We start from the raw sequence: 22,021 nt of genomic DNA on the forward strand, positions 1-22,021 counted from the left end.
AGCCGGGTGGCGGCTTCGCCTTACCCGGCCTACTTTTCGCTGGTGCGGCCTGATGCCCTCACCCTGACCCTCTCCCACGGGGAGAGGGAAAAGACACTAAAAACGGCAACTTTCGTTGCCGTTTTGCTTTTACCTTGCGTCGTCAGGCAGCGCATACGCGACGATATAGTCGCCCATCTTCGTGCCAAACGAACCGTGACCACCCGCAGAGATGACAACGTACTGCTTGCCATTCACTTCATAGGTCATCGGCGTTGCCTGTCCACCCGCAGGCAGACGGCCTTGCCACAGTTTCTCACCGTTGGTCATGTTGTACGCGCGCAGGTAGTTATCTGCGGTTGCCGCGATGAACAGCACGTTACCGGCGGTAGAGATTGGGCCACCCAGCATTGGCATACCCATATTGAACGGCACCGGAACCGGCATCGGGAACGGCATGCTGTCCTGTGGTGTACCAATACGTTTTTTCCACACAATCTGGTTGGTTTTCAGATCCAGGCCGGAGATGTAACCCCAGGCAGGCTGTTTACACGGCAGACCAAACGGTGACAGGAACGGGTTCAGGGTCACGCCATACGGTACGCCGTACTGCGGCTGGATACCGGCTTCGGTACCGCTGCCTTTTGCATCTTTCGGCTGTTCCATTGGGTTGCCCGGACCGCGTGGGATCAGGCGGGAAACGAACGGCAGCGCCATTGGGTTGGCGATAGCAACCTGACGGTTCGGGTCGACGGAAATACCGCCCCATTCGAACATCCCCAGGTTACCCGGGAAGACCAGCGTGCCCTGCTCAGAAGGTGGTGTGAAGATGCCTTCATAGCGCAGCTGATGGAACATCACGCGGCATACCAGCTGGTCAAACATGGTGGCACCCCACATGTCTGCCCCGCTCAGGTCTTTCTTCGGACGGAAGCTCAGGTCAGAGAACGGCTGCGTTTTAGAGACGTAATCGCCTTTTGCCGCGCCCTGCGGAACCGGTTTTTCCGGCGCAGGCACAACCAGCTTGCCGTTGCTGCGATCCAGCACGAAGATGTTGCCGGTTTTCGCCGGGGCGTAAATCACCGGCACGGTTTTGCCGTTAACGGTAATGTCGGCCAGCGTCGGCTGGGACGGCATATCCATATCCCACAGATCGTGGTGAACGGTCTGGTAGCTCCAGGCCAGCTTACCGGTGGTCGCGTTCAGCGCCACGATGGCGCTCGCATAGCGCTCCTGCTCCGGCGTACGATTACCGCCCCAGATATCTGGCGTGGTCACTCCCATCGGCAGGTACACCAGGTCCAGCTTCGCGTCATACGCGGCAGGCGCCCAGGAGTTTGGCGAGTTGAAGGTAAACGTGTGTTCGTCTGATGGGATCGCGTTAGGATCTTTCGCGCCCGGGTCGAAGGCCCACAGCAGTTTACCGGTATTCACGTCGAAGCCGCGGATCACGCCCGAGGTTTCACGCGTGGAGAAGTTATCCGTCACCGAACCGGCAATCACGATAGTTTTATCGGTGATGATTGGCGGAGAAGTCGGTTCATACAGACCCGGCGTGGTGTCCGGCATGTTGGTCTGCAGATTCAGGATACCTTTGTTGGCGAAGGTTTCGCACAGCTTGCCGGTTTCTGCGTTGATAGCGAACAGACGACCATCGTTGACCGGCAGCATAATGCGGCGCGGACAGTCGGCAATGACTTCCGGGCTGGCATTATCGGCACGCGCTTCATGGTAAGAGACACCGCGGCAGGTAACGTGCTGGAACGACGGGTTGGAGTTCAGCTGTGGATCGAAGTGCCATTTCTCTTTACCGGTGGCCGCGTCGAGCGCGAACAGGCGCTGGTGCGCCGTACACAGGTAGAGCATGTTGCCCACTTTAATTGGCGTCACTTCGTTGGTCAGTTCGCCCGGATCGTTTGGCATCTTCAGGTCGCCGGTGCGGAATACCCAGGCTTCCTTCAGATTTTTAACGTTGTCGGCGTTGATCTGCTTGAGTGGAGAGTAGCGTTGGCCTTCCTGGTTACGCCCGTAGGCTGGCCAGTCGCCATCCGCAACCTGAGAAATGGCCGCAGCAGGGGTGGCTTCCGTGTTCAGCGTACCGTTGATCTCCTGCGGGTCGTTAAAGCCGGCCCAGGTCAGGATACCGCCGCTGATCAGCAGCGCCACGACCAGTGCCGCAACGGCTCCGCTGGATGGCACAATCAGGCGACGCCAGACGAACGGCAGGATCAGCCAGATACCGAAGAAGACCAGGATGTCGCTGCGCGGCGTCAGTGCCCAGAAGTCGAAGCCGACTTCCCAGACGCCCCAGATCATGGTTGCGAGGAGTAAAACTGCATACAGCCACAGTGCAGATTGTTTTCTACGCCAGAGCAGGACGGTTACGCCAAGCATAACCAGGCCCGCGATTGGGTAGTACCAGGAGCCGCCGATCGCGACCAGCCAGACGCCACCGATTAACAGGTACAGGCCGCAGAAGGCGGCGAATAACGCTGTTAGTGTCACCAGTAGACGCGGCTGTTTAGAGTGTGTTTCAGCCATAGAAAGTGTACTCGTCAGTTTTTGTTAATAATTTGCTAGCAACTAATTATAGGTATTAACAAGTGTGATCGGAATCACAATATTTGCTTTTTATAACTCATACGCCAGGCTTATCCATTTGCTGATATAATGGCTGGCTTGCGTATCAATGCCTGAAGTGAGTTCATCTGCATTGAGAGATTTTCATTAAAATCATATGGTTAGTAATATGAAACATACTGTTGAAGTGATGATCCCGGAAGCCGAGATCAAAGCGCGTATCGCCGAACTGGGTCGTCAAATCACCGAACATTACAAGGACAGCGGCAGCGAAATGGTGCTGGTTGGTCTGTTGCGTGGCTCTTTCATGTTCATGGCGGACCTGTGCCGTGAAGTGCAGGTGCCTCACGAGGTCGATTTTATGACCGCCTCCAGCTACGGCAGCGGCATGTCCACAACCCGTGATGTGAAAATCCTGAAAGATCTGGATGAAGATATTCGTGGCAAAGACGTGTTGATCGTGGAGGATATTATCGACTCCGGTAACACGCTCTCTAAAGTGCGCGAGATCCTGAGCCTGCGCGAGCCGAAATCACTGGCAATTTGTACGCTGCTGGATAAACCTGACCGTCGCGAAGTGCAGGTCCCGGTAGAGTTTGTCGGTTTCTCCATTCCGGACGAATTCGTGGTGGGTTACGGCATCGACTACGCACAGCGTTATCGTCATCTGCCGTATGTGGGAAAAGTGGTATTGCTGGACGAGTAAACGAGTTGGGTGCGGCCTGATGCCCTCACCCCGGCCCTCTCCCACAGGGAGAGGGAGCAAACCCAAAAAACGGCAACCTGGTTGCCGTTTTGCTTTTACCTCGGCGCCACCCGGCTTTTTAACGTGCACTTATTTGTGGTTCACATGCTTAAGCTTGAGGTTGGCAATCCCTGAGCGGTAACGCTGTTCCAGCGTTTCGCGGTTGGTGGCGGTGACTTCCAGATTGCGCAGCAGACCATCGTGAATACCGTACGCCCAGCCGTGGATAGAGACCTTCTGCCCGCGTTTCCACGCTGACTGCATGATGGTCGAATGCCCAAGGTTATACACCTGCTCCATCACGTTGAGTTCGCACAGGGTGTCCATGCGACGCTCCTGCGGCATTTCGCCCAGCAGTGAGCTATGTTTGAACCAGATATCGCGGATGTGCAGCAGCCAGTTATCAATTAATCCCAGTTCCGGGTTTTCAACCGCCGCCTGCACGCCGCCGCAGCCGTAGTGGCCACAAATAATGATGTGCTCGACTTCCAGAACGTCAACGGCATACTGAACCACAGACAGGCAGTTGAGATCGGTGTGAATCACCAGGTTGGCGACATTACGGTGAACAAACAGTTCTCCTGGCTCAAGGCCAGTCAGACGTTCCGCCGGCACGCGGCTGTCGGAACAGCCAATCCAGAGAAAGCGCGGGTTCTGGGCTTGTGCGAGTTTTCCAAAAAATCCGGGGTCTTCCTCCACCAGCATTTTTGACCATAGTGCATTGTTGCTAATGAGTGTATCTATGTCGTTCATGGAGGTTAGCGACCTGTAACCAAGTAATTGCGTTGCGCTACTATAGGGTAACCCGACTTTTAATGAAACCACACAACGTGTGTAAGAACTGAAGGTAAGTTAAATTCATGGCAATTGCACTGGAGCTTGAGCAGCTTAAAAAAACCTATTCGGGTGGCGTTCAGGCGCTACGCGGGATAGATCTTAAAGTAGAGGCCGGGGATTTTTACGCGCTTCTGGGGCCGAATGGGGCAGGGAAATCTACCACCATCGGGATCATCAGCTCGCTGGTGAACAAAACCTCCGGCCGCGTTAGCGTGTTCGGATACGATCTGCAAAAAGATGTGGTTAACGCCAAACGCCAGCTGGGGCTGGTACCGCAGGAGTTCAACTTCAACCCGTTCGAGACGGTGCAGCAGATCGTCGTTAACCAGGCGGGTTATTACGGCGTTGAGCGCAAAGAGGCGCTGGAGCGCAGCGAAAAGTACCTGAAGCAGCTCGACCTGTGGGAAAAACGTAACGAACGTGCGCGGATGTTGTCCGGCGGGATGAAACGCCGCCTGATGATTGCCCGTGCGCTGATGCATGAGCCAAAACTGCTGATCCTCGATGAACCGACCGCGGGTGTGGATATCGAACTGCGCCGCTCGATGTGGGGCTTCCTGAAGGATCTGAACGATAAAGGCACCACCATTATTCTGACTACCCACTATCTGGAAGAGGCTGAAATGCTGTGCCGCAACATCGGCATCATTCAGCACGGCGAGCTGGTGGAAAACACTTCGATGAAAAACCTGCTTTCCAAGCTGAAATCAGAAACCTTTATCCTCGACCTGGCGGCAAAAAGCCCGCTGCCGAAGCTGGAAGGGTACCAGTATCGTCTGGTGGATACCTCGACGCTGGAAGTGGAAGTGCTGCGCGAGCAGGGGATCAACAGCGTGTTCTCTCAGCTGAGCGCGCAGGGGATTCAGGTTTTAAGTATGCGTAACAAAGCGAACCGACTGGAAGAGCTGTTTGTCTCTCTGGTGCAGGATAAACAAGGAGACAAGGCATGACGCATCTTTATTGGGTCGCGCTGAAAAGCATCTGGGCGAAAGAGATTAACCGCTTTATGCGTATCTGGGTGCAAACCCTGGTGCCACCGGTGATCACCATGACGCTCTATTTCATCATCTTCGGTAATCTGATTGGTTCCCGGATTGGTGAGATGCACGGTTTTACCTATATGCAATTTATCGTGCCGGGTCTGATCATGATGGCGGTGATCACCAACGCCTACGCGAATGTGGCGTCGTCGTTCTTTAGCGCCAAATTCCAGCGCAATATTGAAGAGCTGCTGGTGGCACCCGTGCCGACGCACGTGATTATCGCCGGGTACGTGGGCGGCGGCGTGGCGCGCGGTCTGTGCGTGGGGATCCTGGTGACGGCGATTTCGCTGTTCTTCGTCCCGTTCCAGGTCCACTCCTGGCTATTTGTCGCGCTGACGCTGCTTCTGACGGCAATCCTGTTCTCGCTGGCCGGTCTGCTGAACGCGGTATTCGCCAAAACGTTTGACGACATCAGCCTGATCCCGACCTTCGTGCTGACGCCGCTCACCTACCTCGGCGGGGTCTTCTACTCCCTGACGCTGCTGCCGCCCTTCTGGCAGGCGCTGTCGCACCTGAACCCGATCGTTTACATGATCAGCGGCTTCCGCTTTGGCTTCCTCGGTATTACCGATGTACCGCTGTTTACGACGGTGGCGGTGCTGGGGGTATTCATTGTCGCGTTCTACCTGCTGTGCTGGTATCTGATTCAGCGCGGTCGCGGTCTTCGCAGCTAACCTTTTGCCCGGCGACGTTCTGTTTGCCGGGCGCTTTCTTTGATAGTTATCACCGTAAGCTAACCTTCACTCCGCTAAACTACTTGCCTGCTAAGGAGAGAGTTATGCTGGGATGGGTTATCACCTGCCACGATGAACAGGCGCAGGAAATGCTGGACAAGCTTGAGGCCAGATTGGGTCCGCTGGTGCAATGCCGGGCGGTTAACTACTGGCGTGGGTTAAGCACCAACATGCTCAGCCGGATGATGTGCGATGCGCTGCATGAAACAGACACCGGTGATGGGGTAATTTTTCTGACGGATAAATCAGGCGCTGCACCTTATCGAGCCGCCGCGTTGCTGAGCCACAAGCACGATAATTGTGAAGTGATCACCGGTATCAGTCTGCCTTTACTCGAAGCCATGTATCCCCTTCGCGCCTCATTAAGCAGCGCGGAGTTTCGTCACGCCATTGTGGGGGAGGGCATGCCTGGGGTGAGCAGCTTGTGGCACCAGCAGCAGAAGAACCCGCCTTTCGTTCTGCTTCACGATCTGTATAAACATTAAACATTGGTATTGATGTCGCTTTTGCTACAATGGCGACTGATTTTCCGTGTCGATTTATATCCTATGTTCATGCGCGTTATCTTTATCCTTTTGCTGCTGGTGTCCGGTGGGGCGTCTGCCAGCCTGGTGAGTCAGCAAGGGCTCCCTGCTCACTATATGCAAACCACTGAGGATGCAGCCATCTGGGCCCAGGTGGGTAACGACGTGGTTAACGTGGGCAATGTGCGCGCCGGGCAGATCCTCGCGGTCTTTCCCGCCGCGGCGGATTATTATGAATTTCGCTTCGGGTTCGGCACGGGGTTTATTGATAAAGCGCACCTTGAAAACGTCCAGGGAAAGCAGCGTGTAGAGGACAGTCTGGGCGATCTGAATAAGCCGCTCAGTAACCAAAACCTCATCACCTGGAAAGATACGCCCGTCTATAACGCGCCCAGTAGCGGAAGTGCGCCCTTTGGCACCCTTAGCGCCAACCTGCGTTACCCCATTCTGAATAAGCTCAAAGACCGTCTGAATCAGACGTGGTATCAAATCCGCATTGGCAATCGCCTGGCGTGGATCAGCAGCCTGGATGCGCAGGAAGATAACGGCATCCCGGTTCTCACCTACCACCATATTCTGCGCGACGAAGAAAACACCCGTTTTCGCCATACCTCCACGACCACCAGCGTACGTGCGTTCAGCAACCAGATGACCTGGCTTCGCGATCAGGGATACGCGACGCTGACGATGTACCAGCTGGAAGGCTACGTGCGTAACAAGATGAACCTGCCCGCGAAGGCGGTGGTGATTACGTTTGACGATGGGCTGAAGTCGGTGAGCCGTTACGCTTACCCGGTTTTGAAAGAATATGGCTTCAACGCGACCGCGTTTATCATTTCGTCACGCATCAAAGGTCATCCGCAGAAGTGGGACCCAAAATCGCTGCAGTTTATGAGCGTTCAGGAAATTAAGGGCATACAGGACGTGTTCGACATTCAGTCGCATACTCACTTCCTGCATCGCGTGGATGGGTATAAACACCCGATTTTATTGAGTCGCAGCTATCACGTGATCCTGTTCGATTTTGAACGTTCCCGCCGTGCGCTGTCGCAGTTCAACCCGCGCGTGCTGTACCTTTCTTACCCGTTTGGCGGCTATGACAGTAAAGCGATCAAGGCAGCGAACGATGCCGGTTTTCATCTGGCGGTAACGACGGTGAAAGGGAAGGTCAAGCCGGGGGATAATCCGTTCTTACTGAAACGCCTCTATATCTTAAGAACGGATTCGCTGGAGACGATGTCGCGGCTGATCAGCAATCAGCCGCAGGGGTAGGATTAATTGTAGGAGATGGTGAACACGCCGGAGGCGCTAAACGCGCCGGGGGTAATCATGCTGCCATCTGCGATCAGTTGGGCCACAAAGTTTATCTGCGTCGACGTGGGGACGCCTGTTTCCGTCATGTCATACGACGAGTTCGCATCATTGGGAATAAGCTGCGAGTTCCCGTTGTTATACAAGATCTTCACGCCCGCACCTTGCGCCCCTGTTGAAAGCGTATTGCCGAGAAGGTCATGGTCTATACCCGTCAGTTTGGTTGTCGTGAGCTTAGTGGTATATCGTGCCACGCTGGTGCAGTCGTTGAAATTTATGCTAAAAGGCACGTCTTTGACGCGCTTGTATCTGATGTCGGAAACAAAATAATCTCCCAGATCCACCGTGTGCGTGCCGTTACCCAGCATGACGATATCACAGGTAGGCAAAACGACGGGGATCTGGAATGAGTTCTCATCTACTGTAAATGTCCAGGGCTGGTTATTGCTGTCCGCGGGATCGCCTATCGACATTTTCCCCAGGGTACCCGCTCTCGGTTTTATAACGGTTTCCCTGTTTGGGTTACCCTGGTAGTCATAACCGACGTAGAGAAATATGTACGTATTAAGCCACTTACCGTCCAGCGGTGTATTTGGCCCCCATGCTGCTGTCGTATACCAGCCGGTAGTATTCGTGCCAAAAAGGCCGCCGATTCCGGTGTCGGACGTTTTAACCTTCACGCTGTAATAGATGCCGGGGATATTGGTCGCAAACATGCCCTCGTTGTACTTGCTGCCTGCCAGCAGCTCAGGGTTGGTTTGCGCCATCAGATTGTAGCCGTCATTCCCCTTAACCGGACTACAATTTATCTGGATGCCCGGCGTCAGGTTAACGGTAAAGATTTCATTGATATACGCGCCCTGATCGGGTAAGCGAATCGTTGCCCCCGAGTATTCAGAGTTGACCAGTTTTGTTGTACCGCCATAGCCATCACCCATTCGGCATTCTCCCGCCCAACCTGACTGGCAAAAAGAGAAAAGCAGGCCGGTTAAGGCAACCTTCGCAGCACCGTTAATAAGGGGGCTGTGTTTGAATTCTTTGAACATTCTCATCCATTTCCTGTTCTGGTTATTATTCATAAGTGACGTCAACGCGTATTTTGCTGGTCACCGTCCCGCCAGTAACAACGCCTGTGTTTTGATATCTGACGTAGAATTCATAATCCGTTATATATGCAGAACCCTCACCACTCACGTCGTAAACGACTTTTGACGTTCCGTCGTTATTTAATACGTTGGCTTTATTTTTTCCGGAAAAAATCACCACGCCGACGTTTCTCGCCGTTCCTGCAGCAGTATCATCGCTTTTAAATACCTGGTTTTGTCCCGGCCAGAATCCTGATTGAGGAGAGAAGCTGAAATTCAGCTTTGCAGGGTTGCCGCTTTCACCATAGCAGTCATCGACATGAATCTTAAAAGATGTGCCGCCTGCATCATCGCCAGGAACATAGCGATCGCTACCATCAGCGTTATAAAACCAACTACGTATAACCGCGGGGAGATAGATTTCTCCTCCATTATCAACGGTTACCTTACAACTGCTATTAACAATGTTGGCGGTAATGTTCGTATCCAGGCCTGAATTTGCCCGGCCTACGTCAGGTAAAAGCCCACCAGCCAGGCCGACAAGCAACACAAGACCGGGCTGGCGAAAGAGAATCGGTAATTGTTGCATGACAATTCCTGTATTACTGATAGGTTACGGTGAAGGTCACAGGCGCAGTTACCGAGCCTGTACCCACATCAGCGATGGTCTTATCCTTCGCGATCACGATACGGGAGTTCATCGGGAACTCACCCACGCCGCTGGTGATGGTAACCGCCTGCGCTGCGGGGGGCGTCTTACAGTTCAGTTGAAGGCCGGAATCCACCGCGCCAGACCAGAGCTCAAAGGCGGTGTTCTGGCCCGCGGCATAAGCGTCCCCGTCCAGGTTATTACCTGAGCATGAGCCGCCTGTACCGGACGCCGCAGACACCATGGCTTTTTTCACGCCTGCACAGCCAGTAAATGAGATCTTCAGCGGTTCTACGCGACTTTTGTTTTCCAGATCAGCTTTATACACATCACCAAAGTTCACCTCAGTGGCATCCGCGCCCGCGCTGTTGGTCACTTTCGCCGTACAGGTGCCAGCGGTGATGGTTGACTGGACGGTTAGCTTGGCGCTGGGGGTGCCTGTAATCGCTGCATTTGCCGTGCCGGTAGCGAAAAGGGCAGCAACGGACAGGGCGAGTAAAGTTGAGTTAAATTTCATTTGAGTGCTCCGTTATCTGCACAAATCATTCGTAGCTGAATTCAAACGTCACTATGGCTTCGAAATCGCCTGTGGTCATTTTGCCGGTTTGGGTTTCTTTCAGAGTCGCCACCAGGGGGATTTCCTTGCTGGTGATTTCCGCCGCGGACCAGACCAGACGCTGAGCATCGTTGGTCGAGTTAATGGTGAACGGTGAGTCCGGGGCGGATGCACGGGCAATGGTGACGGCTGCATAATCTGCACCGCCGCTGGCGGTCGTTTTCGAGTTACTTACACCCGTTAACAGATCGGTGTTCTGCGTACCCTTCACCGTGGTTTTCAGGTCGCTCAGCGAGGACGGACATTCAACGATGGCCAGCTTGAATTCAGCTGTCGCTGTACCGGCCTGCACCTGGTCGAGACGGATTTTGCCCTGTGAGTCTCCGATTTTAAGCGTCTGCTCGGTATTGGAACCTGAGCCGCCAACCAGCTTCATATCACAGGTCGTTTCACGAAGGTTGGCGGTAAAGTTAACCGTAAGATCGGTACTGTGTGCCGTCCCTGAGAGAGTCAGCGCTGTCATGACAATGACAGACAGGCTGAGAAGCATCTTTTTCATATGATTTCTCTTAATTTCCCTGATTACATTTCACATGTTTGGTTATTGAGGAGGGTAATGAGCCCGGTTTTCTCTAAATCGGGTTTCAGCTGATAGCGCACTGTGCAGGAACCGTCCTTGTCACCGCTCCAGACCACGCGGAGCACGCCGCTGTTCTCGATACCGCGAACATAGGCCTGACCGGCCTGGCCCACGGAACCCACCGATTCATTTTTTTCATTCAGCACGTCAGCGCCCAGTGGAATAAAGCCGTTATCGTTACGCTTAAGCTCAAGAACGACCGAACGTCCTTCGTCGGTTTCAAAATTCACCAGCACGACAGAACCGCTGCGCGGTACGGTGGTGGTGGTGGTATTTTTCACTTCAACGTCGTTTTCGAGGGTCCTGATATCCAGCGAAACCCGGTTTTCCCGATACGCGGACATATACGGCAGAATGCCGTAGCCGGAGTCGTCAATTGTGCCTGCGCCGTAGCCCACACCCGCGCCCTTCGCACCGCTGGCCTTGACTACCGCGATGGCATCGTTATCGCCAATGCTGCCCGGTGCGAAGGCGATACCGCCCGCGTGTGCGACCATCCCGCCGCTGTAAGAGGCGGAGAACTGCTTGCTATTGTCGTCACCAAACGAGGCGGAAACGCCGAGCGGACCATAGCTGCTATTTAGCGAGCTATAACCACTGATTTGGTTCAGGTTGCCGTAGTTACCGCTGCTGGACGACGTACTGACGGAGTAGCTGACCTTGTTATCCTGAGTGTTGCCACTCGCGGAGCTGTTGAAGTTAGTACCGCCTTTAAGATCGGAACGCAGGCCCATGTTGACGTTCGAGAACCCAGCTAAACGCGAGTTGTCCTGCGAGAAGACGCTCAGCGGCACGCTCAGGCTGAGGTAAACGCTGTCATCCTGTTGACCGCGCTGGTCGTAAGTCCGCTGTAACGACAGGCTATAGCTACCGTAGGCGAAGCTGTTGTTGTAGCCCACGTTGTAGTTAGAGTTAGAGCCTTCCCCGTTCCAGTAGTCTTGCCAGGTTCCGCTGACGTACAGCGAACCGTAATCCTTTTCAGCCGCCCTCAGAGGCTGGTTGAGGCTGATTTGGATCTGGTTTTTAGTACGCTGGTAGTCATCGTAAAGAGCCGTATTTGACTCATAGCTACGGTTGGCATAGTTCTGCTGTTTGATGCTGTTACGCAGTTGCGCGGCATCGTTCAGGCTCAGATAGTCTTCGGTAGAGAAGCGATAGGCCGCCACGTTGAACGAGGTGTTCGTGGCTTCAATGCGCTTACTGTATGTCAGACGATAACTCTGCCCACTGCGCGTACCCAGGTCTTCGATATCCGCGTGCGACTGGGTGATGTCCAGTGCGAAAGCACCGATGGGGGTGTTCATTGCCAGGCCGAGGATGCCTGCATAGAAGTCCATGTCGGTGTACTGGGCGCCAGCATAGCCCGTGAAGGTATTGTTGAGGCCGTAGTAGAGCGTACCGTAGCCTACCTGGGGCTTGTCGATCAGCGAGTCGTCGTTCAGTTCACCCATGCCAACGTCCCAGCGTGAGGATCCAGGGCGTAGCATCTGGGTCACGGACGAGAACGGCACCGTGAACGTGCGCTTGCTGCCGTCCGCCTCTTCAATGGTGACCAGCAGATCGTTACCGTAGCCCGTGGTGCTCAAATCGTTGATCTCAAACGCGCCCGGCGGCACTGAGGTCTCATAAATTTTATTGCCGCTCTGCGTGACGCTGACTTTGGCATTGCTGTTTGCCACGCCGCGAATCACCGGTGCATACCCCGTCGAACCGTTTGGCAGCATACGTTCGTCGCTATACAGACGTGTTCCGCGCAGGCTCAAGGAGTCGAAGGCTTCTCCGTTGGTAAAGGAGTCACCGAGTACCCATTGCGCGTCAAGAGAGGTGATGTCACGCTGAAGATAAATATCCTGGCTGCTGTAGTGCGTGCCGTTGTCTTTATCCCAGTTCAGACTGCCGCGCGATCGCAGGCGCCATGGTCCCATGTTGAGACCATAGCGCAGGCCCGCATAGGCGCTTTCAGAGGTTGAACCGCTGTTTTCGCTGTGCCAGCCGTTGAGATCGTAAGACAGAAGCGCCGCCGGAATGCCGTTATCCCAAAGGGACGGGTCGACATAGCCTAACGGGCGCTTAACCACGTAAATTTGCGGGAAGTTGAGGTTCAACACCTGCTTAGCACTGTCGTAGTTGACCGACGCTTCAGGATAGAATTTTTTTACATCGATGCAGGTCTCGTTGTCGTCGTCGTCCAGCTCGTCTTCGAGTGCGCGGGTATCCACACCGGACTGCGAGAGCAAAAGCCTCGTAATACAGGGTGTCGCGCGCGGCGTCCCGTTATCTTTAAAGATAATGTCAACCGTCGATTTTAACGTGCCGTTTAAATTGACCCTGGTACGGTACGTACCCGGCGCCACCGGGTTACCATGCGCAAAGCGGCTTACGTCAATATTTGTGCTTCTTGAGAGAAGAAACTGTTCGTTAAATTCGACCGCATCTTCGTTTTCCTGCGCGGTGTCATTAGCTGCGTGACTGTCTGCACAAACATGTAAGGGGAATGCCGTGCCGATCGCAAGGCATAAAAGAGAACGTCGGAACACCATGGCACATCCATTTATCAGTGCGGATAAACATATCCGCAGAGCTCATGCTATCTATTGTTATGTTGTCGGGTGGCAAATTACTTCAACGTGGTTTCGTGGTTGTCGACCCCACCGTTATCGTTAATTGTTTCGTATGCCACTTTGCCGGTTGTGGTGGTGGTTAATCCTTTGACCAGCATGGCTTTCTCGCTGAAAGGCAGAACAGACTGGTGGGCTACCTCATAGGTCTTTTGGCCCGACTTAAGTTTGACCATTGAAATCGCTACGTTGTACGGGGACTCGTTATGGGCGACGAGGCTGACGCCGTTGCCGTCTTTCTTCATGGTCCAGGTGACATGGTCGGCGGCTTCCAGCGCTGAGCCTTTCAGTCCGTCTGGACGGAAAAAGAATTTAATGCGGGTGCGGAACGCCAGCTGAAGCTGGTTTGTATTTTCGGCGTTGGCATTTTTAGGTTTTGGCGGAATTTCTAATACGTTAAACCAGAACAACGATTCGCGGTCTTTTGGCAGCGACTGACCCATGTAGGTGATGCGCAAAGACTGACCTTGCTTAGGGTCGATACGTGAAACTGGCGGGGTGATCACGAACGGGAGCTTAAGTTCTTCCGGGCTTTTTTCGTCGCGACCGTCGTCCAGCCAGGACTGAACCAGCAGAGGTTTTGCACCACGGTTATCCAGGTTAACGATGACGTCTTTTGATGACTCAGGGTAAACAATGCGGGTGCCGGAAATAACAATATCGGCACTGGCGTGTGATGCTGAAAATAAAACAGCAGTAAACAGCGCGGTCTTTAATCCTTTAATTACGGATGCGTTAAACATAATTTTTCCACTTCCTGTTGGAATGATAAGAATAATCCCCCATAAGCGGGGGATTATTTAAAACCTGCAAAACAAAGAGGTTTATTCGTAGTTCATGGTGAAGGCAACTTGTGCCTGCACGGTACCGGCGGATACTGGGTTAGTGGTTTGATCCCAACCCTGGCCCTGGGTATAAGCTACTTTGTAGTACAGCTTAGCCGCGCCGCTTGTATCAACAGTGGCCTGCTGAGTGTTGTTAGTCTGGTCGATTTTCACCAGATCGGTTTTGGTGTTGCCATCGTTGCTCAGTACGAGGTTAACGTTCTTCGCAGAACCCTGAGCGTTTGCTGGTGGAACCAGCAGGCCGCCTTCGGTAGAAGTAGAACCCGCCCAGGAGTTGAACTGTGCAGATGCTTTAGCCACGGTAGCAGTATCACAACCGGTCAGCGCCAGGTTGAATTTTTTCTGGCCCAGGGTGCTGGTAGTACCCAGTGCAGTGGTGCCAAAATCAGCAACAGATACGGTGTCCAGGGTGACATCGAAATCGTTACCACTCTGGTCAATTTTCTGATCCAGGGAAACTTTACAAGTGGTGTTAGACACCATGCCGTGGAAAGTAATCGTACCTGTGTCACCTGGAACAGCTGCAACTGCGGAACCTGCGCTCAGAGCCAGTGCAATTGCCATACCCATGCTAACTTTTTTAAAAGACATACCAATATCCATATTTTGAAGTTAAAACATTTAAATCAATAATTTTTTTTGGAGCTATTGATTTAAAATCTGAAATGTTATTTCGTGGCGGATTCTAGAGATTTATTTGGGATAAGACTAGTCAACGGGGGTGATTAAAACTGCAGGTTGGTTTAAGTTTTTCTTAATGGGTGGGAATTATGATTTGGGAATTATATAATATAATTCTCTGAGATTTCTTTGGTTATTTATTTAAATCCTATTAAATGCGCTATAATTGATCGTGGCTTGCACAAAAAAGACTGGACTCATTTTGATAGTGAATGAGATAAAAATGAGTCCAGGGAAAAGAAATCAGGCGACCTGAACAGGAATAGCTTTTGCCGTGCGCTTCATTTCGTTATCGCCTTCAAAATAGGCCACTTTGGGCTGCCAGCGACGCGCTTCTTCGTCAGACATCATCACGAAGCTGGCGATGATCACGATATCGCCCACCTCTGCGCAGTGTGCTGCCGCGCCGTTGACGGAGATGATTTTGGACCCGCGTTCGGCGGCAATTGCATAGGTAGAGAAGCGTTTGCCGTTATTGACGTTCCAGATATCGATCGCTTCGTTCTCAAGAATACCCGCCGCGTCGAGGAAATCCTGGTCAATGGCGCAGGAGCCTTCATAGTGCAGGTCTGCCTGAGTCACTTTCACACGGTGAAGCTTACCTTGCAGCATTTTGCGAATCATTACGTTTACCTTTCATCTTCCGGGTAGAAAAACTACGCCAGCTCAACCACTTTGTTGTCAATCAGGCGAGCCTGGCCAAGCCATGCCGCCACCAGAATTACCGCACGTTTGCTTGTCTCTGCAAGTTCGAGCAGCGTATCAGCATCGCGGATTTGTACATCGTCAGCCCGGAGACCTTTGTCGTTCAGCGCCTGTTCCGCAAGAGCAATAATCTCTTCTGCGGTTAATGCTTTCGCCAGAATCTGTTCTGCCATGCTGTTCATGACCTTGCTTAACGCCGGGGCGATTTTACGCTGCTCGGCGGTCAAATAGCCATTGCGGGAGCTGAGCGCCAGCCCGTCTTTAGCGCGCACGATCGGCACGCCCACAATCTCAATATCATATCCCATGTCCGCCACCATTTTGCGGATCAGCGCCAGCTGCTGGAAATCTTTCTCGCCGAAGCAGGCGATATCCGGCTGTACCAGGTTAAACAATTTGCTGACAATGGTGGAGACGCCGCGGAAATGGCCCGGACGGCTGGCGCCTTCCAGCATGGTCGAAATTCCCGGAACGTCCACGTAGGTTGCTTCGCCGGTTCCCTGAGGATAAACGTCTGCCGGAGACGGCGCGAAAACAATGTCCGCCTGACGCTTTTTGAGCTTCTCGCAGTCTTCCTGCAGGGTTCGCGGGTAGCGCGCGAGGTCATCTGCGCGGTCAAACTGCATGGGGTTTACGAAGATACTGACCACCACGATATCTGCACGGGCTCTTGCTTCGTCGACAAGCTTCATATGGCCGTCATGCAGGTTGCCCATGGTCGGGACCAGTGCAATACGTTTACCTTCCTGACGCGCGCGACGGATGTGCTGGCGAAGCAGCGGCAGGGTTTCAATGATTAGCACAACGAGACTCCTTAATGGAAACTGTGTTCTTCACCCGGGTAAACACCGGATTCAACGTCGGCAATATACTGCCTGACCGCGGCGCGCATGTCGCCCGCTTCGGTAAGGAAATTTTTCGCAAATTTCGGGATATGCCCGCCGGTAATACCAAAGGCGTCGTGCATCACTAAAATTTGCCCGTCGGTCACGTTGCCAGCACCAATACCAATCACCGGAATCGACAGCGCTTCAGTGATACGTTTCGCCAGTTCAACAGGCACGCACTCCAGTACCAGCAATTGCGCGCCTGCAGCTTCCAGCGCCAGGGCATCATCAAACAGCGTCTGTGCCGCATCGCCACGGCCCTGCACCTTGTAGCCGCCAAAGATGTTGACGGACTGTGGCGTCAGGCCCAGATGGCCGCATACCGGCACGGCGCGTTCGGTGAGCATCTTCACCGTATCCACCAGCCAGGCTCCGCCTTCAATTTTGACCATATTGGCCCCGGCACGCATGACCGCCGCCGCGTTTTCGAATGCCTGCTCCGGTGTGGCATAGGCCATAAACGGCAGATCGGAAAGCAGGAGGCAGGCTGGCGCACCGCGGCGCACGGCGCGGGTATGGTAAGCAATATCCTCAACCGTGACCGGCAGGGTGGAATCATGTCCTTGTACCGTCATCCCTAACGAATCTCCGACCAGCATGACGTTGATACCCTCTTCGGCAAACAGTTTGGCGAAGCTGTAGTCATACGCGGTGATGGTGGCGAAGCGTTTTTTTTCCTGTTTGCATTTCTGCAGTAAGGAGATGGTGGTTGGTTTCATACTGTTTCCTGATAGCCCAAAGCGAATCTTTGCGCATTCTAACAGTAACATTCCGGGGAACAATGATTTTAGGCAACCGATTAACCACAATTATTTAGCGGCCAACCGGTGGGGGAGAGGTTTACCAGCGAGCGGGTTTTTCCGCGTTCAGGTTGTCCAGAACGGTCTTTAACGAGGTACCGTCCGGGAAGGTGATATCGGGGGCGACTTCAAAGAGCGGCCAGAGCATAAATCCGCGATTTTTCATATCATAATGCGGTACGGTGAGGCGATCGGTATGAATCACCTCCTGGCCAAACAGCATGATGTCGAGATCGAGGGTGCGCGGTCCCCAGCGTTCGGCTTTGCGCACGCGGCCCTGCTGGAGCTCAATGCGCTGGGTGTTATTCAGCAGCGCCTCTGCATCAAGGGCTGTTTCCAGCACCACGGCAGCGTTCAGGTAATCAGGCTGATCCTGTGGGCCGAGCGGCGGGGTACGATAAAACGACGAGACGGCGACGATCCGGCTTTGCGGAATCTCGCCCAGCGCCTTTACGGCAGCGTTAACCTGCTCCAGCGGAGAGGCTAAGTTACTGCCGATGGCGATACAGGCGAGTGTCATGCTGAACCTTCACGACGCGGCGCACGTTTGCGCGGACGACGATGACGGCGACGCGGTGCGGGCTCTTCATCCAGCCCGGTCAGCATATCCTTCTGTTCCGGCGGAGCGGAAACCTGGAATTCAGCCCACCACTGCGCCAGACGCTGCAGCTCCTGATTGCGTTCAATTTCCGCACGCAGGGACAGCAGATCGAACGCGGCGCGGAACTTTGGATGTTCCATCAGTTTCCAGGCGCGTTTGCCCTGGCGACGGGACATGCGCAGCTGAAGCTGCCAGATGTCGCGCACCAGCGTGGTAATACGTTTCGGGATCGCCAGCGTACGGCACCCTTCGTCCAGCACGTCGTTTGCGGCCAGCGCAAAGGCATCGTAATAGGCCAGTCCGCTCTCCTGAGTAATTCTTTGCGCGGTTTCCAGCAGGGGATACCAGAACATCGCCGCAAACAGGAATGCCGGGTTCACGCGCATGTCATTCTGGATACGGGTGTCGGTATTTTTCAGCACCTGCGCAATCATGCGCTCCATCGGGCTGTCACCGTTTTCGGTGAAGTAGCGCGTAATGGTCGGGAATAGCGGCTGGAACAGGTTGTATTCGCGCAGCAGCTTGTAGGTTTCAAACCCGTAGCCAGCCTGCAATAGCTTCAGCGCTTCTTCAAACAGACGGGCAGGCGGCACGTCGTTGATCAGCGTCGCCAGACGCGGGATCGGCTCTGCCGTCTCCGGGCTGATGCGCATGTTGAGCTTGGCGGCGAAACGCACGGCGCGCAGCATACGCACAGGATCTTCGCGATAACGCGTTTCTGGCGTGCCGATCAGGCGGATCAGGCCCTCTTTCAGGTCCTGCATACCGCCCACGTAATCACGCACGGTGAAATCCGCCACGCTGTAATAGAGGCTGTTGATGGTGAAGTCGCGGCGCTGGGCATCTTCTTCGATAGAACCGAAAATATTGTCACGCAGCAACATACCGTTCTGGCCGCGCTGGGAGGTCGTGCGATCGGATGCGCCCGCTTCGTGGTGGCCGCGGAAGGTCGCCACTTCGATAATTTCTGGCCCAAACATGACGTGAGCAAGACGGAAACGGCGGCCAACAAGACGACAGTTACGGAATAATTTGCGCACCTGCTCAGGCGTGGCGCTGGTCGTCACGTCGAAATCTTTTGGTTTTTTGCCCAGCAGTAAATCACGCACCCCACCGCCAACGAGATAGGCCTCGTAGCCCGCTTTATTCAGACGATAGAGCACCTTGAGGGCATTTTCACTGATATCTTTGCGGGAAATAGTGTGCTGCTCACGCGGAATAACCGACATGTGTGGCTGTGCAATAGCATCGTTCGCCATGCTCTCTTCGCGGCTTAGCACTTTACGGCAAAAATTAGCGACTCGGGTAAAAATGGTACACCTCGTAGTGTGTTTTGTTATGAAAAAAGCGGCTAATCATAGCTCAGCGCAACGCATTTGAGAATGCTGGATTTTTGGCACCGCCGTGAGCGTCCATTGCGCGATGGCCATTTTCAGCAGTTCGTCAATACGCAGATCCTGCCATTCGTGGGTTACATTTTGGTTGAGAAATCGCAGCGCGTCGATCAAAACAGGACGCGGATCGCCGTCTGGCAGGGCTGGGGCGTGGTTTTGCTTGGACAGTTTAATGCCCTGCGCATTGACCGCCAGCGGCAGATGAAGATAACCCGGTACCGTCCAGCCAAACTGCTGATACAGCGATATTTGCCGCACGGTAGGTTCGACCAGGTCTGCCCCGCGCACAATTTCCGTGACGCCCTGGAAATGGTCGTCGACGACCACGGCCAGGTTATAAGCAAACAGACCATCACGACGGTGAATAATAAAATCTTCGCGCGCCAGACGTTCATCGGCACGGATCTCTCCGGAGAGCAGATCGTCGAAACGGGTGACGGGCGCACGTTGCAGCAGGCGCACGGCGGCGTTCTCCGGGGGATGATTGAGCGTACGGCAGTGCCCGTCATAGACGCCGCCAACGCTCTGGATACGCGCGCGGGTGCAGGTGCAGTTGTAGGAAAGCCCTTGCTCAGCGAGCCAGGCCAGACGCTCCCGATACGCCTCGTGGCGTTTTGATTGCCAGAGAACCTCGCCGTCCCAGTGCAGGCCGTAATGTTCCAGCTGACGCAGTATGGTCTCTGCAGCACCGGGAACTTCACGCGGCGGGTCAATATCTTCTATGCGGACGAGCCATTTGCCCTGGCTGGCGCGAGCCTGCAGGTAGCTGCCGAGCGCGGCAATTAATGAGCCGAAGTGTAATTCACCGGAGGGAGATGGCGCGAAGCGCCCGATATAGTGTGATTCAGACATATCAACGTTAACAAGGCGGGAGAGACTCCCGCCTTTGGAGTGGGTAAACAGCGCTGGTATTAACCGGCCATCTGTTTTTCGCGGATTTCGGCCAGCGTTTTACAGTCGATGCACAGATCGGCGGTTGGACGCGCTTCCAGGCGACGAATACCGATTTCAACACCGCACGATTCGCAGTAGCCAAAATCTTCGTCTTCGACTTTTTTCAGCGTTTTCTCGATCTTTTTGATCAGTTTGCGTTCGCGGTCACGGTTACGCAGTTCGAGGCTGAACTCTTCTTCCTGAGCGGCACGGTCTACCGGATCCGGGAAGTTTGCAGCTTCATCCTGCATATGCGTAACGGTGCGATCGACTTCATCCCTGAGTTGATTACGCCATGCTTCAAGAATACGCTTGAAGTGCGACAGCTGGGCTTCGTTCATATACTCTTCGCCCGGTTTCTCTTGATACGGCTCCACCCCAGCGATGGCGAGAATACTCAGGGACGATGTTTTACGGTTTTGCCCTTCTTGCATGTTGCTTCTCCTTAACACGCACTATCGATCCCCGTGTTGGGGGAAAAATCAGGTCGCTATAAATAGCAGATGCTTTTCCGTATGGCAATTATCTAAACGTAACACTTGACAAGCCTGTGAGGAAAAGCGTATTTGCGCACGCGGCCAGAACACATAATCATCAATCGTCTAATCCCTTATAAGACAATGGGAAGAGAGGATCTCAGAGTCATATTATCGGCAGAAAGTTCCGCCTTATAAGCGAAAACCTCTACCCCCTGCTTTTGTGCCTCATTCAACAATTGCGCGTATTTAGGGTCAATATGGCGGGCAGGTGAGAACCGTTCAATGGCTGAATGCAGTACCGCAAACAGCAGTACGGCGCGTTTGCCCGCCGCCGCAACACTCATTAGCTCCCGCAGGTGCTTCTGTCCACGTAGCGTAACCGCATCCGGGAAGTAGCCATTTTCCTGTTCCGCTAACGTCACTGATTTTACTTCAATATAGCACTCCGGCCTGTCTTCCGCCTGTAACATGAAGTCAATTCTGCTGCTTTCATCGCCATATTTCACTTCACTTTTATGCGTACCATAACCCACCAGTTCGGGAATAGTGCCATGGGTCAGCGCTTCCTTAACCAGCTGATTGGCGCGCAGGGTATTAACGCAAATAAATGCCCCACTTTGTGTCTCAGTTATTTCCCAGGTATGGGGATATTTGCGTTTAGTATTTTCTGAAGTGGAATACCAGACCGTGTCACCCGGCGTGGCGCAACCGGTCATGGCTCCGGTGTTGGGGCAGTGCAGAGTGAGCGTTTTCCCCTCAGGTGTCACCACGTCGGCGAGGAAGCGTTTGTAGCGTTGGATCAGCGTGGCGGGCTGGAGTGCAGGGCTAAACTTCATCAGGATTCCTTCATCGTGTCGCCCAGCGTCCAGCGCTGTAGCGGCGTATAGCGTGTGCGTCCTTGAGCAAAGACAGATTCATAAAGCGCGAATGCATTGACCGGGAAAGCCCAGTGAAAACCCGGGGCCGGGAGGGCAACGGCCTGACCGGCATCGCGCAGCAGCGTGATATGCGGATGAAATGGCTGCGGGCTCTGATAACAGCCGCTGCGCGCCGCCTGCGCGCGCAGCATATTCGCCAGCTGCAATAATCCGCGCGGTGGCTGGCGCGTGCCCAGCCAGACCACGCGCGAACGTAGCCATTGTCCTGCATCGTCGAGGTGCAGCGTAAACGGCGGCTGAGAAATCCGCCCGGCCATGGCGGCTAACGCCCGCTGTTTCCCGGCACTCACGTCGCCCAGGAATGCCAGCGTCAGATGCAGGTTCGCGGCCGCAACGGGCCGACCTGCTTCCGGTGGAAAATGTTCAGCGCGCCAGCGAACGATTTGCCGCTGAACAGGGGCGGGCAGCTCAATGGCAAAAAACAGTCGTTTTGACTCAGACATACGGGGGACTCGGT

The 22,021-nt window shown here is 54.1% G+C and carries 23 protein-coding genes; 5 read left to right on the forward strand and 18 right to left on the reverse strand.

The window, feature by feature from the left end:
- Positions 1-129: 129 nt before the first annotated feature.
- Complete coding sequence (locus AAER43_RS03800; protein ID WP_014882584.1) at positions 130-2,520, reverse strand: glucose/quinate/shikimate family membrane-bound PQQ-dependent dehydrogenase; 2,391 nt, start codon at positions 2,518-2,520, stop codon at positions 130-132.
- A 208-nt stretch (positions 2,521-2,728) separates the two neighbouring features.
- On the opposite strand from AAER43_RS03800, the gene hpt reads away from it, so the two are divergent.
- On the forward strand, positions 2,729-3,265 hold the full coding sequence (hpt, locus tag AAER43_RS03805) for a hypoxanthine phosphoribosyltransferase (RefSeq protein WP_014882585.1): 537 nt from the start codon (positions 2,729-2,731) through the stop codon (positions 3,263-3,265).
- Between the two features lie 129 nt (positions 3,266-3,394).
- Here hpt and can read toward each other — a convergent pair whose 3' ends face one another.
- A complete protein-coding gene (can, locus tag AAER43_RS03810; protein WP_014882586.1) occupies positions 3,395-4,057 on the reverse strand; it encodes a carbonate dehydratase in 663 nt (220 codons plus the stop codon).
- Positions 4,058-4,164: 107 nt separating this feature from the next.
- Between can and AAER43_RS03815 the strand changes: the two genes are divergently transcribed.
- The 4 genes from AAER43_RS03815 (at position 4,165) to AAER43_RS03830 (ending at position 7,714) form a co-directional block, all read left to right on the forward strand.
- Positions 4,165-5,091, forward strand: coding sequence for an ABC transporter ATP-binding protein (locus AAER43_RS03815; protein WP_023332105.1), 927 nt, complete (start codon positions 4,165-4,167; stop codon positions 5,089-5,091).
- Positions 5,088-5,858: an ABC transporter permease gene (locus AAER43_RS03820; protein WP_023332106.1), complete on the forward strand. Its 771-nt coding sequence runs from the start codon at positions 5,088-5,090 to the stop codon at positions 5,856-5,858. The genes AAER43_RS03815 and AAER43_RS03820 overlap by 4 nt, the downstream gene beginning before the upstream one ends.
- Positions 5,859-5,962: 104 nt before the next feature.
- Positions 5,963-6,403 carry a PTS sugar transporter subunit IIA gene (locus AAER43_RS03825; RefSeq protein WP_050862979.1) on the forward strand — a complete coding sequence of 147 codons (441 nt, stop codon included), beginning with the start codon at positions 5,963-5,965 and terminating at the stop codon, positions 6,401-6,403.
- A 63-nt stretch (positions 6,404-6,466) separates the two neighbouring features.
- Positions 6,467-7,714: a polysaccharide deacetylase family protein gene (locus AAER43_RS03830; protein ID WP_050862980.1), complete on the forward strand. Its 1,248-nt coding sequence runs from the start codon at positions 6,467-6,469 to the stop codon at positions 7,712-7,714.
- Positions 7,715-7,716: 2 nt separating this feature from the next.
- Here AAER43_RS03830 and AAER43_RS03835 read toward each other — a convergent pair whose 3' ends face one another.
- The 16 genes from AAER43_RS03835 to thpR form a co-directional block, all read right to left on the reverse strand.
- Positions 7,717-8,691: a fimbrial protein gene (locus AAER43_RS03835; RefSeq protein WP_342701821.1), complete on the reverse strand. Its 975-nt coding sequence runs from the start codon at positions 8,689-8,691 to the stop codon at positions 7,717-7,719.
- Between the two features lie 133 nt (positions 8,692-8,824).
- Positions 8,825-9,427, reverse strand: coding sequence for a fimbrial-like protein (locus AAER43_RS03840; RefSeq protein WP_050861703.1), 603 nt, complete (start codon positions 9,425-9,427; stop codon positions 8,825-8,827).
- Positions 9,428-9,440: 13 nt separating this feature from the next.
- A complete protein-coding gene (locus tag AAER43_RS03845; protein ID WP_014882593.1) occupies positions 9,441-10,004 on the reverse strand; it encodes a fimbrial protein in 564 nt (187 codons plus the stop codon).
- Between the two features lie 25 nt (positions 10,005-10,029).
- Positions 10,030-10,602 (reverse strand): fimbrial protein, encoded by a 573-nt coding sequence (locus AAER43_RS03850; RefSeq protein ID WP_050861702.1) that lies wholly within the window; start codon positions 10,600-10,602, stop codon positions 10,030-10,032.
- Positions 10,603-10,625: 23 nt separating this feature from the next.
- The gene (locus tag AAER43_RS03855) at positions 10,626-13,223 is read right to left on the reverse strand and encodes an outer membrane usher protein (protein WP_057057758.1); all 2,598 of its coding nucleotides are present in this window, start codon (positions 13,221-13,223) and stop codon (positions 10,626-10,628) included.
- A gap of 77 nt (positions 13,224-13,300) precedes the next feature.
- Entirely contained in the window at positions 13,301-14,044 is a 744-nt protein-coding gene (locus AAER43_RS03860; protein WP_014882596.1) for a fimbrial chaperone, read from the reverse strand.
- Between the two features lie 81 nt (positions 14,045-14,125).
- Positions 14,126-14,737 (reverse strand): fimbrial protein, encoded by a 612-nt coding sequence (locus AAER43_RS03865; protein ID WP_023336764.1) that lies wholly within the window; start codon positions 14,735-14,737, stop codon positions 14,126-14,128.
- A 333-nt stretch (positions 14,738-15,070) separates the two neighbouring features.
- A complete protein-coding gene (panD, locus tag AAER43_RS03870) occupies positions 15,071-15,451 on the reverse strand; it encodes an aspartate 1-decarboxylase (protein WP_014882598.1) in 381 nt (126 codons plus the stop codon).
- A gap of 32 nt (positions 15,452-15,483) precedes the next feature.
- The gene (gene panC, locus AAER43_RS03875) at positions 15,484-16,335 is read right to left on the reverse strand and encodes a pantoate--beta-alanine ligase (protein ID WP_057057757.1); all 852 of its coding nucleotides are present in this window, start codon (positions 16,333-16,335) and stop codon (positions 15,484-15,486) included.
- 11 nt (positions 16,336-16,346) lie between these two features.
- A complete protein-coding gene (gene panB, locus AAER43_RS03880; RefSeq protein WP_014882600.1) occupies positions 16,347-17,138 on the reverse strand; it encodes a 3-methyl-2-oxobutanoate hydroxymethyltransferase in 792 nt (263 codons plus the stop codon).
- Positions 17,139-17,259: 121 nt separating this feature from the next.
- Complete coding sequence (folK, locus tag AAER43_RS03885; RefSeq protein ID WP_032637484.1) at positions 17,260-17,739, reverse strand: 2-amino-4-hydroxy-6-hydroxymethyldihydropteridine diphosphokinase; 480 nt, start codon at positions 17,737-17,739, stop codon at positions 17,260-17,262.
- Complete coding sequence (gene pcnB / locus AAER43_RS03890; RefSeq protein ID WP_072093610.1) at positions 17,736-19,133, reverse strand: polynucleotide adenylyltransferase PcnB; 1,398 nt, start codon at positions 19,131-19,133, stop codon at positions 17,736-17,738. Before pcnB ends, folK begins: the two co-directional genes overlap by 4 nt.
- 42 nt (positions 19,134-19,175) lie before the next feature.
- Positions 19,176-20,066 (reverse strand): tRNA glutamyl-Q(34) synthetase GluQRS, encoded by an 891-nt coding sequence (gene gluQRS, locus AAER43_RS03895; protein ID WP_050861700.1) that lies wholly within the window; start codon positions 20,064-20,066, stop codon positions 19,176-19,178.
- A 59-nt stretch (positions 20,067-20,125) separates the two neighbouring features.
- Complete coding sequence (gene dksA, locus AAER43_RS03900; RefSeq protein ID WP_001155232.1) at positions 20,126-20,581, reverse strand: RNA polymerase-binding protein DksA; 456 nt, start codon at positions 20,579-20,581, stop codon at positions 20,126-20,128.
- A gap of 176 nt (positions 20,582-20,757) precedes the next feature.
- A complete protein-coding gene (gene sfsA / locus AAER43_RS03905) occupies positions 20,758-21,462 on the reverse strand; it encodes a DNA/RNA nuclease SfsA (RefSeq protein ID WP_023332114.1) in 705 nt (234 codons plus the stop codon).
- Positions 21,462-22,007: an RNA 2',3'-cyclic phosphodiesterase gene (thpR, locus tag AAER43_RS03910; RefSeq protein WP_023332115.1), complete on the reverse strand. Its 546-nt coding sequence runs from the start codon at positions 22,005-22,007 to the stop codon at positions 21,462-21,464. The genes sfsA and thpR overlap by 1 nt, the downstream gene beginning before the upstream one ends.
- Between the last annotated feature and the right edge of the window lie 14 nt (positions 22,008-22,021).

It is taken from the genome of Enterobacter sp. FUJ80071 (assembly GCF_038739915.1).
GTDB lineage: Bacteria > Pseudomonadota > Gammaproteobacteria > Enterobacterales > Enterobacteriaceae > Enterobacter > Enterobacter kobei.